The organism is Eisenbergiella sp. OF01-20 (assembly GCF_003478085.1).
Classification (GTDB): Bacteria; Bacillota; Clostridia; order Lachnospirales; family Lachnospiraceae; genus Eisenbergiella.
The window spans coordinates 1,910-20,103 of the sequence record NZ_QUES01000051.1 but is presented as its reverse complement, the minus strand read 5'-3'; the positions used below and the strand labels follow the sequence as shown (position 1 = coordinate 20,103).

Genomic DNA, 18,194 nt, shown 5'->3' with positions numbered 1-18,194 from the left:
AGGGACTGCAGCTGCAGTTCCTGAGAGATACCCTGTGGATTTTTGCATGTTCAGCTTCCTCAGCGGGTAACCTAATACGAATATAAAACGGAGAAAACAACCAAAAATGAATGATATAAATGAGATGTTGGAATTTAATAAAATCAGGGAAATGTTAAAGGCGTATGCTATGACGGAAGCGGCAAGGCAGCGGCTGGAAAACCTGCATCCCTTTCTGGATCAGGCAAGGGCGGAGGCGGCCGTCCGGGAAACAACGGAAGCGAGAAAAGTTCTGGATGCTTTTGGAAACCCACCTTTTTCAGAAACGGAAGGGATTCGGAAAACGGTGCAGGAGGTACAGGCGGGCGGCCTGCTTACGCCGGATCAGCTGGAAGAAGTCCGGCAGTTTGCCGTGATGAACCTCCGTCTTGTGAGATATTTAACACGATGCAGGGAACTTGCTGCCGGACTGGCCGGATTTGCAGCGGGCCTTCAGGATCTTTCCTGCCTTCAGGATGAAATTGAACGCTGTATCCGCGGAGGAAGGGTTGATGATTACGCCAGCAAAACCCTGCGGGGCATACGGCAGAAAAAAGAACAGGTCCAGGAACAGATACGCACCAGGCTGGAGACAATACTGCGCAGCTCAAAGAGCTATTTTTCCGAGAGCTTTGTTTCTACCAGAAACGGCCATTTTACCCTTCCTGTTAAAAAAGAATATAAAAATAAAGTGCCCGGTACGGTGGTGGACGCTTCTTCCACCGGAGCGACCTTCTTTATTGAACCGGCTGCGGTTTCCAGGCTCCGGGAGGAACAAAGCCGCCTGGAGCTGGAAGAAGAAAATGAGGTAAAGGTGATTCTGTACACCTTATCCGCACTGGTTGAGGAAAACAGGGAAGCCATCTGCATCAATCTGGAATACATGGAAGAACTGGATTATATATTTGCAAAAGGAAAGCTGAGCGCCGGCATGGACGCCAGGGAAGCGGCGCTGAACACAAGGCGCTATGTAAAAATAAAAAATGGAAAGCACCCCCTGCTGAAAAGCGAAAATACAGTCCCTCTGAATATGGAATTCGGGGGAAAGACAAAAGGAGTTATCATAACCGGACCCAATACGGGAGGGAAAACAGTCGCCCTGAAAACCGTGGGGCTGCTATCGGTTATGGCGGGCTGCGGGCTTCATATTCCCTGTGAAGAAGCGGATCTGGCAATGAATGCCGACGTGTTCTGTGATATCGGGGACGGGCAGAGTATTGCAGAGAACCTCTCCACCTTTTCCGCCCATATCAAAAATATCATACGGATTCTGGAAAAAACGGATGAGGAAAGTCTGGTATTGCTGGATGAACTGGGCTCCGGAACCGATCCGGCGGAAGGGATGGGGATTGCGGTTGCCGTGCTGGAGGAGCTTCGCACAAGAGGCTGCCTTTTTGTGGTAACCACCCATTACCCGGAAGTGAAAGAATACGGGGAGCGGGCGGAAGGAGTCATGAACGCCCGGATGGCGTTTGATAAGGAAAGCCTGAAACCGCTTTACCGGCTGGAACTGGGAGAGTCCGGCGAAAGCTGTGCCTTTTATATTGCCAGGCGTTTGGGAATGGCGGAAGAGACACTGGAAATGGCATGGAAGGCCGCCTATGGGAACGGCGGACAGGAAAGAAAGGCTTTGCCGGATATCATAAAAGAAATAGACGGGGAACGAGGACAAGGGAACCCGGATAAGGCCCGGCAGAATCCCAAAACAAGAAAAGTATCCCGTATCCGTTCCAGGGAAGACGGGCAGAAGGCCGGGAATCAAAGAAAAGAGGACATTAAGGATAAATTTCATATGGGCGACAGCGTCATGGTATATCCCCAAAGAAAGCTGGGCATTGTTTTCGCCCCTGCGGATGACAAGGGGGATGTGGGCGTCCAGATACAGAAAAGAAAGCTTTTTGTCAATTATAAACGTCTGCAGCGGAAGGTGGCAGCAAGTGAGATGTACCCTGAGGACTACGACTTTTCTATCATTTTTGATACGGTGGAAAACAGGAAGGCGAGGCACCAGATGGACAGAAAATATGTTCCTGATATGGAGATTAAATATGAAAAAGAGAAAGAATAAATTATGAAAAAGAGAAAAATTAAACATGAAATTGAAAAAGAATAATTAATAAAAAAAGAGATTGTAATTAAATATATAAGGTAAAACAATATATTTTATTAATTTATTTAAGCATGGTAAAAGGCGGCCGGTCAACTGGCCGCCTTTTACCATGCTGTACATAATACAGGCCGATGTTTCTTTTACTGCAGCTTTTTAACCGGCAGTGCAATACATCCCCCGGTAAGGGTGTCCGCACCGAAGTTAAAGGAAGGCGCCAGCTCAGGGGCATAGGCGTAGCCAAAGCGTTCCGGCCGGTATGTCCCGCTTGCCTGATACACCATCTCGATTGCCTTGCAGTAATCCTCCTCCTTTTCGTAGGGCGGAGACTGGAAATAGAGATAATCACAAGGCGGCAGGGATAACAGATCACAGCCTTCCGGCACGGTGATTTCCGCGGATTCCTCCAGTTCCACGCCGGCGGCGGTTTCAGTGGTGCCTTCCGGATGGAGTGACGGCGGCAGAGTCATGAGCGACGCCGTTTCCAGCCGGCTGGGAATGCTGTTGAACAACCCTTCCCACTCACAGCTTTTTTCTTCGCAGAAGGAAAAATAATCATGGGCCTTTCGGGCATACATAACAAGAAGCTTCCGGGCGGGTTTGCGGACGACGGTAACCGTACACAGGGAGGGCATAGTTTCGTGTGACTGCTGATCATTTGACTGATTTTCCATTTTTTCGTTCTCCTTTTGTTGTAAATAGGAGTAATAATGCTGTATGGGATACTGGGTAAAAAGCGGAATGGGTATCTGCCCATGACGGTAGCGGGACGGGGTAGTGCCGAAAAGCCTGGAAAAGGCCCTTGTATAGCCTTCATGGCTTTCGTAGTCGGCATCCAGGGCGATAGCAAGGATGCTGGCATCTGTTTTAATCAGGGACTCCGCGCTTGCCGTCATCTGTACCGCACGCACATATTCTTCCGGTGTTTTATCCATAAGCTCCTTAAAAACGCGGCAGGCGTGCCTTCGGGAATATCCGGCCGCCTTATACAGGGCATCCATCGTAAAGCCTTCGTCCAGACAATGTTCCCGGATGTAGTTCTGCATTTTTGCCGTAAGTTCTATTTTATCCCGTTGCATGTGTCTTACTCCTTCCAGAAAAGAATAACAGGAAAAGCCGGATAAATCTTGACCGGGATGGACAGGATTTCAGAACAGGCTTTTACTTCTCTGTTCATCAAAAAATCTGTCTGCAATATAGCCCGCGGACTCTGCCCACAGGGTATTTTCTGTATTTTGTAAGGCCTCATACGTTTTTGAATGGTAAAAAGAAACCATTGCATCAGGAAAGGCCATGCCGGTATTTTCCTGGATAATGTTAATAACATCCCGTATCTGGATACATATATTTATAGTTATATCATTTCCGTTATAGAAATATTTTCCTTCAATCATGTTTAACCTCCTTACAAGCTTCAAATGTCAAATGTTTCAATGCCTTTGGAGTATGGAAAGACACTTGATTATTTACTTTATGATAACGCAGCCGATCCACGGCTTCATTTGGCCTTAAAATACCGGAGATATATAATTGTATAGTTTCCATTGTGCTATCATCGGCAACAGGGCCTATTACTACATCATAAGTATGTTGAATACCGCCTTTAACTCTGTTTTTTTTGATAAAGTCCAACCATTCAGAATTTAATGCAGTAAAGCGTTTTATTTTAAGATCATCCGCTTGATGGAATATATACTGATAGATATATTCGCCGCCTAAAAAACTTCGTATATATAATCGATGAGCCCAATCCTTTGCCTGGCTTTCAAGAACAGTGCAATAAAAACCGCGCCCGAAGTCTCTGCGGTTGAGTGACTTGGATAAGTCAATTTCATCAAATGCAATGTTTGAACCATGGTATAAAATTAAGTCAGAGAGTTTAGTGCCAATGATTTCTTCAACATACTTAGCTGTCTCGCTAAAATCCAGTTGGTGCAGATATTCATGCTGTAAAATTATTTTCTCAAATACCTGATGCTGATAAAATAAATCAGAGGCTTCTTTTTCTGATAATCCATGAAGCTTCGCATAATTTTCCAGGGCTTGAATAGACAACATCTCCACATCGGATTGAATACTCATTAATTTACTCCTCCCTATCCTAATGTTAACAGTACTTTAAATATATTATACTAGTTTTTACTCAACATATCCAATGCTATCTTTTATGTTATATAATAATACAGTTATGTTTTAAAAGCACCATGGGGTGCATGTTCAGGGTCCGCGCGGAAAACGGACAGGGGGAGTTATTATAATGAAATGGTTTTATGACGCAAGAAAATCGCTGCTGGGCAGGCTGGTACTGAGCATTCTGGTTATCTGGATACCTTTTACGGCCCTGGTTCTCGGGGGACTGGTGATCGTCAGCAAGCATCTGACGAAAGAAACGATCAATAACCAGACGGATAAGGTAAAATATTATTCAGCCATAATTAATGCAGATATCGAACGGGTGATGCAGTCCATGTACCAGATGTGCGGAAACAAGGCGATAGTGGAATTTACGGGGAACTGGAAGGGACAGGTGGACTATCCTTCCTACCTTGCCTATATGCAGGCTTACAATACCATTAAGGAATACAGGAATATCAGCATGTATATTGACGATGTCTTTGTCTATCTGCCAAAATCGGGGGAAGTCCTGAGCGCGAATTACAGCATTATACCAGCGGATGATATTTTCCTGACCATGAAAAACGGTTATGAAAGGGAGGAACTTTCCTTTTACCATTTTGATGACGCCCTCTATTACATATCCCGGGGGAGCAACCAGGTCATGGTGGGAATCAAGGTTTCCCTTCTGGATATCCGGTATACGCTGAAGGGTTATGACAGCGAGGGAAATTATGATTATCTGTTTGTGGATTCGGAGACAAAGGAGCTGCTGGGAAGGCCGGAAACCGTTTCGGATACGGGGCTGCAGGTCTATCAGAAAATAGATTGGGAAAAGGACGAAGCGCAGGTACAGACAATCGGCAGAAACCGGTATCTCATAGATCAAATCGGCAGCAAGGCGAATAAATTTTTAATTATTGTATATATGAACCGTGCGGTGGCATACCGGACGATATATATCCTGTATTGGGCGTGGGCGGCGGCCTCGGTGGTCTTATTGCTGATGCCGGTATTTCTGACGATGGTAATCCGCCGGATAATAAACCGCCCCATGGAAAAGCTGAGCCATGCCATGAAGCTGGTGGAGCAGGAAAAGTATGATTATAAACTGAAGATGGATGAATCCAAAGAATTTAATTATGTTTTTGCCCAATATAACCGGATGACCGATAAGGTTAAAAACCTGATACAGGAGGTTCTGGAAAAACAGCTTCAGGTGGAGCAGGCCAAATACAAGGAGCTGCAGATGCAGATAAATCCGCACTTTTTATTCAACAGCCTTTATATGGGATACCATATGGCGAAGTCGGATGATTGTGAGGCCGTGGGGGATTTATGCATGTATCTGGGCGATTATTTCAGTGTGCTCACCTTCGCTTCCAGCGAATTCATATCCATTGACAACGAACTGAAATTTATCAATACCTATTTAAAATTAAACCAGATGCGCTTTGGGAAAAAGCTGCGTTACCGGATCGACACGGAGGAAGGTCTGGGGGATTATACCATTCCGCCCCTCCTCCTTCAGCCTCTGATAGAGAACTCCATTATGCATGGCATGGAAAAATGCACACATCCCTGTATGATTGAGGTGGGCATACGGGAAAAAGGGGATCGGATTATGTTTTCCGTTGCGGATGATTCCGGGGTGATCACACAGGAAACCATTGCTAAAATAAGACAGACCATATCCCTGGAAAAGATGCCCGACACCTATTTCGGATTATGGAATATACAAAACCGGCTGAAAAGGAACGGAGACTGCCGGCAGGGGCTGCTTCTGGAAAAAAGTGATGTCGGCCTTTCCTCCGGGAGGGAAGGCCTTCAGGGGGCTTGCGTCTTTCGCATATCCTTTTCCATTGCCAAGAGGAGGGAACGTTATGTATAGCATACTGATAGTGGATGATGAAGAGATTATTCTCAATGGAATCAAGGATGCGGTGACAGCCTCTGCGCTCCCCCTCAAAACCGTACAGACGGCGGCGTCTGCAGACACTGCACTGCAGATGCTTGTGAAGGATCCCTGTGATATCCTTGTGACGGATATCCGGATGCCTGATATGGATGGCCTGGAAATGGCGGAGCGTGCCAGACAGATATGGCCGGAAACACGGATTATTTTTTTGACCGGCTACCAGGATTTTGAATACGCCCGCAAGGCTCTCCGCCTCAACAGTGATGATTATCTGTTAAAGCCGGTATCGGATGACAAGCTGATCCAGGTGATCGGAAATGTGATATCCAAGCTGGACAGCCTGTGGATGGAGCGGTTTGCATTACGCTACAGAAAAGGAACGGAAACGGGATCGACAGCTGTTGATCCGGGAAAAGCAATTTATTTTTTATGGATTGGTTACGAAGGGGATGCGTCCAGAATGAGTGCCCGGGAGCTGCATAAAAGCCTGTGCGGAATGCTGGAGCGGCTGTTCGGGCATTACTGCAGTACAGTCCTGTTTGAAGAAGGCGAAAGCAATACCGCAGTCTGGCTCCAGCCCGTGGTGGAGGAGACGTATTGGGATAAGGTGTGCCTGAAGACATTGGAAGAGCTGCAGAGTTTTTTTCTGGATCATCTGGATGTGAATATGTCCATCGGATTATCGCAGAAGATCAGGCCCGAAGAAGGCGCGCAGACAAAAAAGAAAATGAAAGAAGCGTGCGCGGGAAAGGAGAAACTCGGAAGTCTGTTTCTCTTAGGGAAGGAAGAAACGGAAAAGGAAAACGGCGCCGAAAATTATGCGGTCATGGCAGTGCAGGCCTATATCCGCAAAAATCCGGAAAAGGATCTGTCCCTGGGGGCACTTTCCGAGAAATTCAGAATGAATCCGTCTTATTTATCAAGGGTATTTCATCAGGAGACAGGGATTCCTATTTCGGAATTCATCGTTCAGATCCGGCTGGTCCTGGCAAAGGGGCTTCTTGCGGATACGGATATGAAAATTTATGAAATCGCACAGAGGGCAGGCTTCGAAACGCCGGGTTATTTTACTAAAGTATTTAATAAGGCGGAAAAAATGTCACCTAAAAATTACCGGATGATGAAAAGTAAAGATAAGGCAGAAAAGTAAAGGGTTTACCATTTTCCCTGCAATAAGGTTATGATACCATAACAATAACAAGCGCAGCGGCCGATGCGCAGGGTACCTATCATTCAAAACGGAGGGTGAAATAGTGAAGAAGAGAAGAATTACCTTTATACTGTTGTTATGTATGCTAATGGCATCTCTGGCCGGCTGCGGGAAAACATCTGCACAGGAGGATGTGAAGGTGGAAGGGCCGGACAGCGAGGCGGATAAAATGAAAAAGTATGACCCGGAAATTACCCTTACCTTTGCCAAGGCCGAGGTGGTGACCAATTACCCGGAGGGACAGGATGCACAGAATAACGCGATGTATCAGATGTGGGAAGATGTCATGGGAATAAAAGTGGAAAACTCCATCCTGTGTGCGTCAAATGCCATGACGGAGAAATTCCAGCTTGCGGTGGCGTCGGATGAAATCCCGGATTTCGGAATTGTGGATGCAACCACACTGGCATCTTTAATTAAGAACGATATGGTCACGGATATGACCGATATCTATACACAATGGGCTACGGATAACCTGAAAGAGGTGGCGGGGCAGCAGGACAACGCCCTTTTTGCGCCCACCTTAAAGGATGGCAGATATATGGCCGTACCTGTGGCCAATACCATAGGGGACAGCTACCCTATCCTTTGGATCCGCAGTGACTGGCTGGATGCACTGGGACTGGAAAAACCGGAAACTATGGAACAGGTTTTTGAAATTGCGGAAAAATTTGCGGCAGAGGATCCGGATGGGAACGGGAAAGATGATACCTATGGATTATATCTGGATAAGGATCTGAACGGCCTGGATTTTATCATGGCGGCTTATGAGGTTTACAGCAAGGATGAATACTGGGTAAAACAGGAGGACGGAAGCTTTATAGCCGGATGTACGGATCCGGACGCCAGGAAACCGCTGGAGGCCATGGCAAAGCTTTATGAGGCAGGAGCTATCGATCATGAATTTGCAGTGAAGGAACAGAGCAAAGAGGAAGAACTGATCGCATCGGGGCAAATTGGTATTTACATCGGTTATTTTTACAGCCCGCTGGGGGTTATGAAGGACAGTGTCGCCAATACCGGGGCGGACTGGATGGCGGTACCCATGCCGGCGGCAGAGGGGTATTCCGCCTATAAGCCGGGTGTCAACCTGAATGTATACGGTTATATTTATGCCAAAAAAGGGATCAGCAATCCCGAGGCGGTGGTGGTGATGCTGAACCATCTGTGCGATGGCTATGCCGCCCCCTGGTTATCCGACGAAACCAGCGAATTTTATGAGAAGTACAATGAACTGGCCTCCGATCCGGAAATCAGCCAGGCAGGGGCCAACAACCTCATGCCGTTTCAGATGGCAGGAAATATCAATTGGGGAGATACCTTTACCGAAGCCATAGCGGCAGGTGAAAAGCATGTGGACGGAAAAGATGCCGATTTCCAGAATGTAATTAGCACGGAGCTTTCCGATGAGCTTTCCTGGGCATGGAAGAAGGTATATCTGGAAGGCTATCCGGTTATGGATCTGGATAATGTAAGATACAGTGATTATACCGGAGCACCCACCGAGACAATGAGCAAGACACAGTCCCTGCTGAACACACAGAAGCTTACCGATTACATATCCATTATCATGGGGGACCAGCCCGTGGATTATTTTGACACCTTTGCAGAAACCTTCAACAGTATAGGCGGGGCAAAGATCGGTGAAGAAATCAAAGAAGCACTGCAGTAGCTGCTTTTCGTTTCCAATTATATTTTGAGGTGAGGAAAATGAATAAGGGAAATATACGCATGCTTAACTGGAAAAAAAACTGGCAGCTGCATTTGATGCTTTTTCCGGGGATCCTGCTGATTTTATTATTTAAATATGTCCCACTCAGCGGAATCTTGATTGCATTTAAAGATTTTATTCCGAGAAAAGGGATTTTCGGTTCCCCCTGGGTGGGTCTGGAAAACTTTGCGTATATGTTTTCCCTGCCCGATACCATGCGGGTTTTGTGGAATACGCTGAAAATAGCCGTGCTGAAAATAGCGATTAATTTTCCGGTTCCTATCCTGGTCGCTATTCTTCTGAACGAAGTGAAAAACAGGAAGTTTAAGAAGGGTGTCCAGACGATTATTTATCTTCCTTACTTTATTTCCTGGGTTATCCTGTCGGGGATGATACTGGATATCTTTTCCCTGGACGGCGTGGTGAACCAGCTTTTGGGGAGTATAGGCGTGGATCCTGTCTTTTTCATGGGGGATAAAAAGCCTTTCCTGGGCCTTCTTATCGGGACGGATGTCTGGAAGAATTTCGGCTATGGGACCGTGGTATATCTTGCGGCCATTACAGGGGTGGATGAAGCGCTTTATGAATCCGCTAAAATAGACGGGGCCAGCAGATGGAAACAGATTTTGTATATAACGCTTCCCAGCATTGCGCCCATAGTCATGCTTATGATGATCCTGAACCTGGGAAATATTCTGAATGCCGGATTTGAACAGGTATTCACCCTGTATAGTACCCGCGTGTATGAAACGGCTGATATTATCGACACCTTTGTATACCGGATTTCCCTGGTTGAGGCCAATTACAGCCTGGGTACCGCCGTGGGGCTGCTGAAATCCGTAGTGAGCTTCCTGTTGATTGTCAGCAGTTATAAGCTGGCGAATAAATACAGTGATTACACTATCTTTTAGGGAGGAAAGGAAAAATGAGCAAAGCATTGAAAAAAAATGCGTTCCGTTTCGTCAATGGTATTTTCCTCGCGGCACTTGCAGCCATATGCCTTCTTCCCATCATACATATTGTTGCGGTTTCCTTCAGCGACCAGGCCGCTGTTTCCGCAAATCAGGTAGGGCTGTGGCCGAAAGGGTTTACCTTTGCTTCTTATAAGATGGTGGCAAAAAGAAGCGCTTTCTGGCAAGCCTTTGGAATATCTGTGGAAAGGGTAATTATCGGTGTTATCATTAATACGGTGATAACGGTATTGATGGCTTACCCGCTTTCCAAGAAGGAGAGTGAATTCCCGGCGAGAAAAATTTATGTATGGCTGTTGATTTTTGTTATGATATTTGACGGGGGACTTGTGCCCAACTATATCCTGATAAAGGATCTGAATCTCTTTGACACCATATGGGCGCTGGTACTGCCTGCTGCGGTTCCTATTTACAACATCATATTGACGATGAACTTTATGAAACAGCTGCCGGGCACGATTGAGGAGGCGGCGATGGTGGACGGCGCCACTTATTTCCAGCGGTTTATTAAACTGATAATACCGTTGTCAAAGCCGGTTATTGCCACAGTAACCTTGTTCAGCTTCCTTAACCATTGGAATTCCTGGTTTGACGGCAAGATTTATAATAATCAGACCACGAACTACCCGCTGCAGACCTATCTGCAGAATCTTATATCGAACTCGGATATGACCAATGCGGCGGAAGCCATTGAAAATGCACTGTCCAATGTAAAAACCCTGCAGGCGGCACAATTGGCCCTCACCCTTCTCCCCATCCTCTTAATATATCCGTTCCTGCAGAAGTATTTTGTAAAGGGGATTACCGTGGGGGCGGTAAAGGGATGAAAGAAAGGAAAGGATTATGACGGATTTTACGGTTTCGGGTTTTTTAGACATGCTGTATGAGGACGGGAGAGCGCAGTTTGTATCTCCCTCCCGGACAGGAAAAGAGCAGTGGGAAGCGTATAAAGCCGGGAGGCTTGCAGAAATCAGGCGTTTCCTGCGGATTGATCTGCTGGAGAGCCGGTATGAGGAGGCGCTGGATTTTACACTTCTGGAGAGCAGGAAGGAGGGGCCTGTTACCATAGAAAAATACCGGGTAGGGCGGATAAAGAAACTGCCGCTCTGTGTCTATACCCTCCGGCCGGATGCCGGAAACGGGAAGGCTGTATTATATCTTAACGGTCATGATCCCAAAGGTGCAAGGGGGGCATTTGCCGGAGACGTTACGGAGAATGCCGGCCCGGACAGAAAGAAAACGTCCCGGCAAATGCTTGCTATGGAAATGGCCTGTATGGGGTATCTGGTTTTCGTCCCTGAGCTGTTCGGCTTCGGGGATGCGAAACGCAGCGACGCGCCGGAGGGGACGGATGCCTGCGCGAGCTGTTCCATGCTGGCCCCGCGCCTGTTAAACTGCGGCCTGAGCCTGGTGGGTATGCGGGTATTTGAAGCGATGAAAACGCTGGATTTTGCGGAAGAGGCATTTGCAGTCCATACCTTTGGCGCCTATGGGATCTCCGGCGGCGGACAGGTATGCAGCTATACGGGCATATTGGATGAACGGATCGAAGCCGTAATGCTGGCGGGATACCCGAACCTGTATAAATATAGTATCCTGGCGATGGATCACTGTATCTGCAACTATGTACCCGGCCAGCTGGCAGAGGGGGAGAGCCATGAGGTTACGGCCCTGGCCGCACCGAAAAAGCTGCTGACCATCAATGGGAAAAAGGATCCTATTTTTCCGTTGCAGGGCAGTCTGGAGGCTTTTGCATATCTGGATGGAATATATGAAAAGCTGGGAGTGCCGGAACAATATACCCATGTGCTGTTTGATGGGGGACATGAAAATTCCGTGCCGGATGTCTGTAAATGGCTGCGGGAGAATTACTGACGGATATATGGCGGGAGGAGAAAGATGGAACAGAGGTTAAAGGAAGTATTACAGGGAGAAGAAGAAAATTATATCCTTCCATTTTTTTGGCTGCATGGGGAAGAGGGCGGGAAGCTGAAGGAAATGATGGAGGCTGTTTATTCCTCCGGTATCAGGGCGGTCTGTGTGGAATCCAGGCCGCATCCCGACTTTGCCGGTCCCGGCTGGTGGAGGGATATGGATATCATCATGGAAGAGGCACGGAAACGGAAGATGCGTGTCTGGGTGCTGGATGATGTCCATTTCCCATCCGGGTATTGCAACGGACTTGTGCAGGAAGGCTCTCCTTACGCCAAACGCTATCTGGATCATTATACCATTGATGCAGCGGGCCCCCGGTATGGGACTTCCTTTTTTCTTTCCCTTGAGGAGGGAGAGGAACTGATTGGGGTCATCGCTGCCAAAAGAGCAGGCAGAGAGGTGGGGGAAATCCGGAACCCCGTGGATATTACGGACCGGGTGCGGGGAAAAGTGGTATATTGGGATATCCCGGAGGGCTACTGGAATATCATCGTCATTAAAAGCACATTTACCGGGACCGGACGGAAAAAATATGTGAATACCATTGATGCGGCCTCCGTGCGTTTTTTTCTGGATACCGTTTACGAACCCCATCTGGAACATTACAGGGATGATTTCGGGCATACCTTTGCCGGTTTTTTCTCCGATGAACCGGAGCTGGGGAATTGTGTCGGGGAATATGGGCATAATGCGGGGATCGGCCGGCCCGACATGAGGCTGCCCTGGGGAGAAGAGCTTTCCCGTCTGGTAAAGGATTACTGGGGAGACGGATTTGCGGTGCACCTGGCGGCCTTGTGGAACCGGATGGGGGATATCACACGGGAATCCAGATATGAATACATGAATATGGTCACGGATCTGTACGGAACGAATTTCTGCGGCCAGATCGGGGAATGGTGCGCTGCGCACGGCGTAGCCTATATTGGCCATGTAATAGAGGATAACGGGACGCATGCCAGGCTGGGGCTGGGAACGGGACATTATTTTAAAGCGCTGTGGGGGCAGCATATGTCGGGTATTGACGTAGTCCTGCAGCAGATACGTCCGGGCTATGATAAGATGGATTTCTACCATATCGGGGGAAAGGCGGCCTATAACGGCACCTTTTTCCATCATGGTCTGGCGAAAATGGGAGCTTCTCTGGGACATCTGGATCCGAAGAAAAAGGGGAGGACCATGTGTGAAGTGTATGGAGCTTATGGATGGAGTGAAGGCCTGAAGCTGATGAAATGGCTGACAGACCATATGCTCGTACGGGGAGTGAACTGGTTTGTGCCTCATGCGTTTACCGCCGCTCCGTTCCCGGATCCGGATTGCCCGCCTCATTTTTACGGATGGGGAAATAATCCGCAGTTTCCCTGGTTTTCCAGTCTGTGTCATTATATGAACCGGATGAGCCATCTGCTGAACGGCGGACAACATGTGGCGGATATCGCCCTTCTTTATACGGCGGAAATGGAATGGATGGGAGCGTATCAACCCTTTGAAGAGATTGGCATGTTCCTGGCTGAAAACCAGTTGGATTACGAGGTGATCCCCATCGGGATTCTGGAAGGTTCTGAAACCGCAGGCGGCAGACTGAAGGCGGGAAGCGGAGAATTCCGGGTACTGGTGGTCCCGGACTGTGAATGGATACCGGAGGAACTGATGGCATGGATTGCAGATGCTGCCGAAAACGGACTGCCGATCTTATTTGCAGGTTCCTTCCCCGGAGTGGTAAAAAGCCGGTGGAGACAGGCGGAGCACTTCTATGGCTGGACGGACAGGGGAAGCGGCAGCGGCGGAAAAGAGAGTACGGACAGCGGAGATGCAAAAAAATGGATAGAAGCAGGGGAACAGGAAAACGGACAACAGAATAGCAGAGGGAATATGGTATCTGCCGGGAACAATCCGGAAAAACTGCTGGAGAAGCTGGATACATATATCCATCGGGATGTCCGCTGCTGCGGCCCTGCGCACGGGCTGCGGTATTATCATTACAGCCAGCCAGCCGGGGAATATTATATGTTTTTCAATGAGGACCCTGCAGTCGGAATCCATACCTTTGCAGCAGTGCGGGAGCGGGAAGGATATCAGGCATTTTGGTACCAGGCATTTGACAATATCCTGGAACCGGCGTATAGAAATGAAAAAGGGGAAATCGAGATAACGCTTGCACCCGGCCAGGCCGGTATGCTTATGTTTGGGATAGAGGAGGCAGGTCTGCCGAAGCCGAAGGAGAAGAGGGAGGGAAAACGGATCCAGCTGGATGGAGACTGGATGATATCCCTGCGCCGGTATGATGAAAAAGTGTTTTTCTGTGACGGAAAACCCGGGAAACTCCGTAATATTACCGCGGAGGAAGCGACAGAGGATTTTTCCGGTACCATACGTTATGAAAAAGAGTTTATCTGGAACCCGCAGACAGATGGGGAACTGCTGGAGATTGATTTTGGTACCGTGTACGAAACCATGGAAATCTGGCTGAATGAAGAGAAATCCTCCGTCCGGATAGCGCCGCCCTATTGCTGTACCCTGAGGAATGTACGCAAAGGTGTCAACCGCCTTACCGTGTATGTTGCCAATACACTTGTGCATAAATTCAGGGATTCCTTTTCCGCCACGATGCCGGTGGAGGGGAGCGGCCTGCTTGGTCCTGTAGAAGTACAGGGATACTGGCAGCAGGATTAAGGCTGACTGAAAGAATAAGGTGTAGAAAAAAATGCAGGATCTGCCGCCTGCATTTTTTCTATATTGTAACCGTTTGGCCGCCCCCAGGGAATAGCCGGGAGGGGATCAGGAGGGGATGCCGCAGGGCGCAAAGGGCCGGCTGAACTGTTACGATATATCTCCGGTAGTTGTTTGTTACTGTTGACAGGAAGGCAGAAGTGTGTAAAAATGTACTTACTTTCAGGAAGCATTCGCTTCCTTCATAGTTTCTGCACAACATTTCTTATTTCATTCTTATCGGATTCCTTTCCTTTATCTTGCTAAGTTTTATACTTTCTTTTATACTATTCTTATAAGAATCCCTTTTGATTATTTATGATTTTGTTTGCTGAAGCGGTTGTTTCCTGGAAAATATAGCATTCAAGGAGAGCAGTTGTTATGCAGACAAAAGATACCGTACAGACCCGGATCCCTCAGAAAAAATACAAGGATCGCCTGTTCCGCCTGCTATTTTCAGAGAAGAGGGACTTGCTAGAATTGTATAATGCATTATGCGGAAAATGCTATACAGACCCGGAAGCCCTGGAGATCACCACACTTGACGACGTAATTTATATGGGGATGAAGAATGATATTTCCTTCCTTTTAGACGGGCGGATGGGGCTGTTTGAGCACCAGAGTACGCTTAACCCCAATATGCCGCTGCGGGGCCTGTTTTACTTTTCAGATTTGTATAAGCAGTTTTTTTACGATCGGGTAATTTACTCCACCAGGCTCCTGCAGATTCCCGCGCCGGTTTATGTTATTTTTTATAATGGGGAAAGGGAGGCTGCGGATACGTCGGTCCTGAAGCTGTCGGATGCATTTATACAGGGGGAGGATATGGCCTGTCTGGAAGTCTGCGCCCGTATGGTAAATATAAATGTAGGACACAATGCAGAATTAATGAAGCGGTGCGGGCTTCTTAGGGAATACGCAGTGTTTATAAGCTATGTCAGGGGAAATCTGCTGATAATGGAACCGGAAACGGCTATCTGTGCGGCGATGGACCAATGTATAGCTGATGGGATCCTCGCTGAATTTTTGAGCAAAAGGAGGGCTGAAGCAATGAATGCACTTTTAACGGAATATGATGAAGAAAAAGTTATGCGGAGCCTGAGCAGGGAATTTTATGAGGATGGATATGAAGCCGGCTGTGATGCCGGCAAAAAAGAAGGAAAAGCGGAGGCGGTACTTGAATTGCTGGAGGAACTGGGTGAATTATCTGCGGATTTACGTGAAAGAATTATCTCAGAGGAAGACCTGATGCTCCTTAAACAATGGCATAAGGAAGCGGCAAAAGCAGAGTCTATACAAATGTTTCTTGCCCGGACCCGCCTTATCTAGTGGGGCACGACATATGTACGCCGGGCGGCACCAGTTTAAACGCCGCGGGCAACGGACCGAATCTCCATGGACTTCACCATACGATTGGCTGTGAAGTTTGAGGATCCGGCCGTGTATCCCTGCGATATCAGGAACGCTTATGCAGCCCGTTTTCCGTCAATTCATATATGGTATCCACCACATCTTCCAAATATTTCCTGTCATGGGATATGCTGAGAACTGCTCCCTGGAAATCTTTCAGGACCCGTCTTATGACGGGACCGGAAAGGGGGGAAAAGTTACGGGTGGGTTCATCCAGGATTAGGACATTGCAGCCGTCAAGGCTCATTTTCAGGAACAGAAGCTTGGCTTTCTGTCCGCCGGAAAGCTCGCGGACAGGATGGGCCATTTCATCCGCAGTATAGCGCATGCTTCCCAGGTAGGTCCGTATGGCGGTCAGTTCCTCCTTGTCACCGCGTGAAGATAAAAATTCCACCGGATTTTGTACCGGGTTCAACAGTTCCTCATAATCCTGGGGCATATAAGCAGCCTTTATATCCGGACGTACAAGCAGTTCGGATGCGATTTGCTTCAGAAGTGTGGTTTTTCCGGCTCCATTGCGTCCTATAATACCGATTTTTTCCGGGCCGGTTACCCGAAGGCATACGCATGAAGCCAGAAGATGGTCTCCTGCCTTAAGCGGCTCCTGTCGATAATCCAGAATTACTTTTCCGTTGGGAATCCTGGTTTCAGGAGTTATCTTTACAAAGATTGCTTTTTCCATATCCGGTACTTCTGTCATATTTTCTTTTTCCCGTTCGAACCGGTATTCCTGGGATTTCACCGCTTTCATTTTTTTCTTAAGAAGCTGTCCGGTATGGGGATCCTGACGGGTGATGTTTTTTTGATCCGTCTCCACTTTCTGCTGGATTTGGCGGAACCGCTCCATCTGTTTGCGGTATTCCCTGCGTTCATTTTGTGCCTGCTGTTCCTGACGGAGGAAACCGGCTTCCCGGTTTGTGATATATTCCCGGTAGGGCATCCTTACAATCGTGTGCCTGGGTTTTGTTTTCCGCATAATCTGTTCCAGATGGATAACCACATTGGCTGTACGCTCAATGAGGGTTTCATCGTGGGAAACATAAAGGACCGGTTTTTGGCAGGTATTGATAAACTGTTCCAGCCATTCCAAGGTTTCGATGTCTATATCATTGGACGGCTCATCCAGCAGATAGATATCCGGCTGATACATCTGAAGGACAGCGATCTGCAGCTTTATTTTCTCCCCGCCGGACAGGGTGCCGCAAAGCTGGTCAGAATAAAATATATCCTTGGGAAGCCGGAGGCGTGCAGCGATGGCTGCCAGGTCGCCGGGGTTTACCTCCGAAAAAGCCGGAGCGGCCATACAATAGGAATAGATAGTCTGTTCTTTGCATTCCCGGGGAAATTCCTGGGGCAGATACCCCAGCAGCGTGCTTCCGGTAAGGATTTCTCCAGTATATTCCGCATATCCCTCAACCAGCCCGGGATCATAAATAAGCTTAAGCAGGGTGGATTTCCCGTTTCCCTCTTCGCTGATAATCACTGCTTTGTCCCCTGCATTAAGGGAAAAGCTGAAATTCTCCAACAGGGGCCGGAGGTCTTTTTTGTGTGTGACAGATAAATTTTTGATTTGCAGCATAATACCATCTCCTTATTCAAACAGAGCCCTGTCATAAGCGGATTTAAAAAGATAAACTTCCCGGTTTCTTGCCTGCGGGAATAAAAAAATCCACTATCCGTTTACCGCCGGAAGTGGATTACCTTGCATATACCATAAAAACACACCGGAAAGCAAGAGCTTTCCGCAGTGATTAAAAGAAATGATAAATGCTCACAATCCGAATTTTGGCAATAAACATACAGAGGGTGTTTTCCTGTCAAAGGAAAACACGGCAGCTCATGAAAGTTTATGAAACAGTCAGAGACAGACCCTGGCTGTAAAGTTCCAAATTCAGATTATTTCCGCATCTTTTCACCCTTTTCTTTGTAAATTTGGAATCAGCGGGAGCCGATTCTCCATCAATATAACACGAGGTTTTTCATTTGTCCAGTATATTATTGCTTTAGGGGGCGTGAACAGTATCGGAGGTACCTGCAGCCGGCAGCGGGAAGAACCCCGTCTTTAGAAGTTAACACCATATTCTTTGGGAGCA

The 18,194-nt window shown here is 47.7% G+C and carries 13 protein-coding genes; 9 read left to right on the top strand and 4 right to left on the bottom strand.

Features of this window, described 5'->3' with window-relative positions; all coding sequences use genetic code 11:
* Positions 1–106: 106 nt before the first annotated feature.
* Positions 107–2,086, top strand: coding sequence for an endonuclease MutS2 (locus tag DXA36_RS30200; protein ID WP_118682964.1), 1,980 nt, complete (start codon positions 107–109; stop codon positions 2,084–2,086).
* Positions 2,087–2,268: 182 nt separating this feature from the next.
* Here DXA36_RS30200 and DXA36_RS30195 read toward each other — a convergent pair whose 3' ends face one another.
* From DXA36_RS30195 to DXA36_RS30185, 3 genes are all read right to left on the bottom strand, one after another.
* A complete protein-coding gene (locus DXA36_RS30195) occupies positions 2,269–3,204 on the bottom strand; it encodes a helix-turn-helix transcriptional regulator (protein ID WP_118682963.1) in 936 nt (311 codons plus the stop codon).
* Between the two features lie 69 nt (positions 3,205–3,273).
* Complete coding sequence (locus DXA36_RS30190; RefSeq protein WP_182479329.1) at positions 3,274–3,519, bottom strand: hypothetical protein; 246 nt, start codon at positions 3,517–3,519, stop codon at positions 3,274–3,276.
* Entirely contained in the window at positions 3,512–4,207 is a 696-nt protein-coding gene (locus DXA36_RS30185; RefSeq protein WP_118682962.1) for a DUF3990 domain-containing protein, read from the bottom strand. The genes DXA36_RS30190 and DXA36_RS30185 overlap by 8 nt, the downstream gene beginning before the upstream one ends.
* Positions 4,208–4,382: 175 nt before the next feature.
* On the opposite strand from DXA36_RS30185, the gene DXA36_RS30180 reads away from it, so the two are divergent.
* The 8 genes from DXA36_RS30180 (at position 4,383) to DXA36_RS30140 (ending at position 16,020) form a co-directional block, all read left to right on the top strand.
* Positions 4,383–6,131 (top strand): sensor histidine kinase, encoded by a 1,749-nt coding sequence (locus tag DXA36_RS30180; RefSeq protein WP_118682961.1) that lies wholly within the window; start codon positions 4,383–4,385, stop codon positions 6,129–6,131.
* Positions 6,124–7,308, top strand: a complete 1,185-nt coding sequence (locus DXA36_RS30175; RefSeq protein WP_182479328.1) for a response regulator transcription factor — start codon at positions 6,124–6,126, stop codon at positions 7,306–7,308. Before DXA36_RS30180 ends, DXA36_RS30175 begins: the two co-directional genes overlap by 8 nt.
* Before the next feature lie 103 nt (positions 7,309–7,411).
* Positions 7,412–9,040, top strand: coding sequence for an extracellular solute-binding protein (locus DXA36_RS30170; protein WP_118682959.1), 1,629 nt, complete (start codon positions 7,412–7,414; stop codon positions 9,038–9,040).
* A 38-nt stretch (positions 9,041–9,078) separates the two neighbouring features.
* Entirely contained in the window at positions 9,079–9,990 is a 912-nt protein-coding gene (locus tag DXA36_RS30165) for an ABC transporter permease (protein ID WP_207666390.1), read from the top strand.
* Positions 9,991–10,004: 14 nt separating this feature from the next.
* The gene (locus tag DXA36_RS30160) at positions 10,005–10,877 is read left to right on the top strand and encodes a carbohydrate ABC transporter permease (RefSeq protein ID WP_118682958.1); all 873 of its coding nucleotides are present in this window, start codon (positions 10,005–10,007) and stop codon (positions 10,875–10,877) included.
* Between the two features lie 16 nt (positions 10,878–10,893).
* Positions 10,894–11,925 (top strand): hypothetical protein, encoded by a 1,032-nt coding sequence (locus tag DXA36_RS30155; RefSeq protein WP_118682957.1) that lies wholly within the window; start codon positions 10,894–10,896, stop codon positions 11,923–11,925.
* Positions 11,926–11,949: 24 nt separating this feature from the next.
* Positions 11,950–14,655, top strand: a complete 2,706-nt coding sequence (locus tag DXA36_RS30150) for a glycosyl hydrolase (protein WP_118682956.1) — start codon at positions 11,950–11,952, stop codon at positions 14,653–14,655.
* Between the two features lie 417 nt (positions 14,656–15,072).
* Positions 15,073–16,020, top strand: coding sequence for a hypothetical protein (locus DXA36_RS30140; protein ID WP_118682954.1), 948 nt, complete (start codon positions 15,073–15,075; stop codon positions 16,018–16,020).
* A 127-nt stretch (positions 16,021–16,147) separates the two neighbouring features.
* Here DXA36_RS30140 and DXA36_RS30135 read toward each other — a convergent pair whose 3' ends face one another.
* Positions 16,148–17,680, bottom strand: a complete 1,533-nt coding sequence (locus tag DXA36_RS30135; RefSeq protein WP_118682953.1) for an ATP-binding cassette domain-containing protein — start codon at positions 17,678–17,680, stop codon at positions 16,148–16,150.
* Positions 17,681–18,194: the final 514 nt, after the last annotated feature.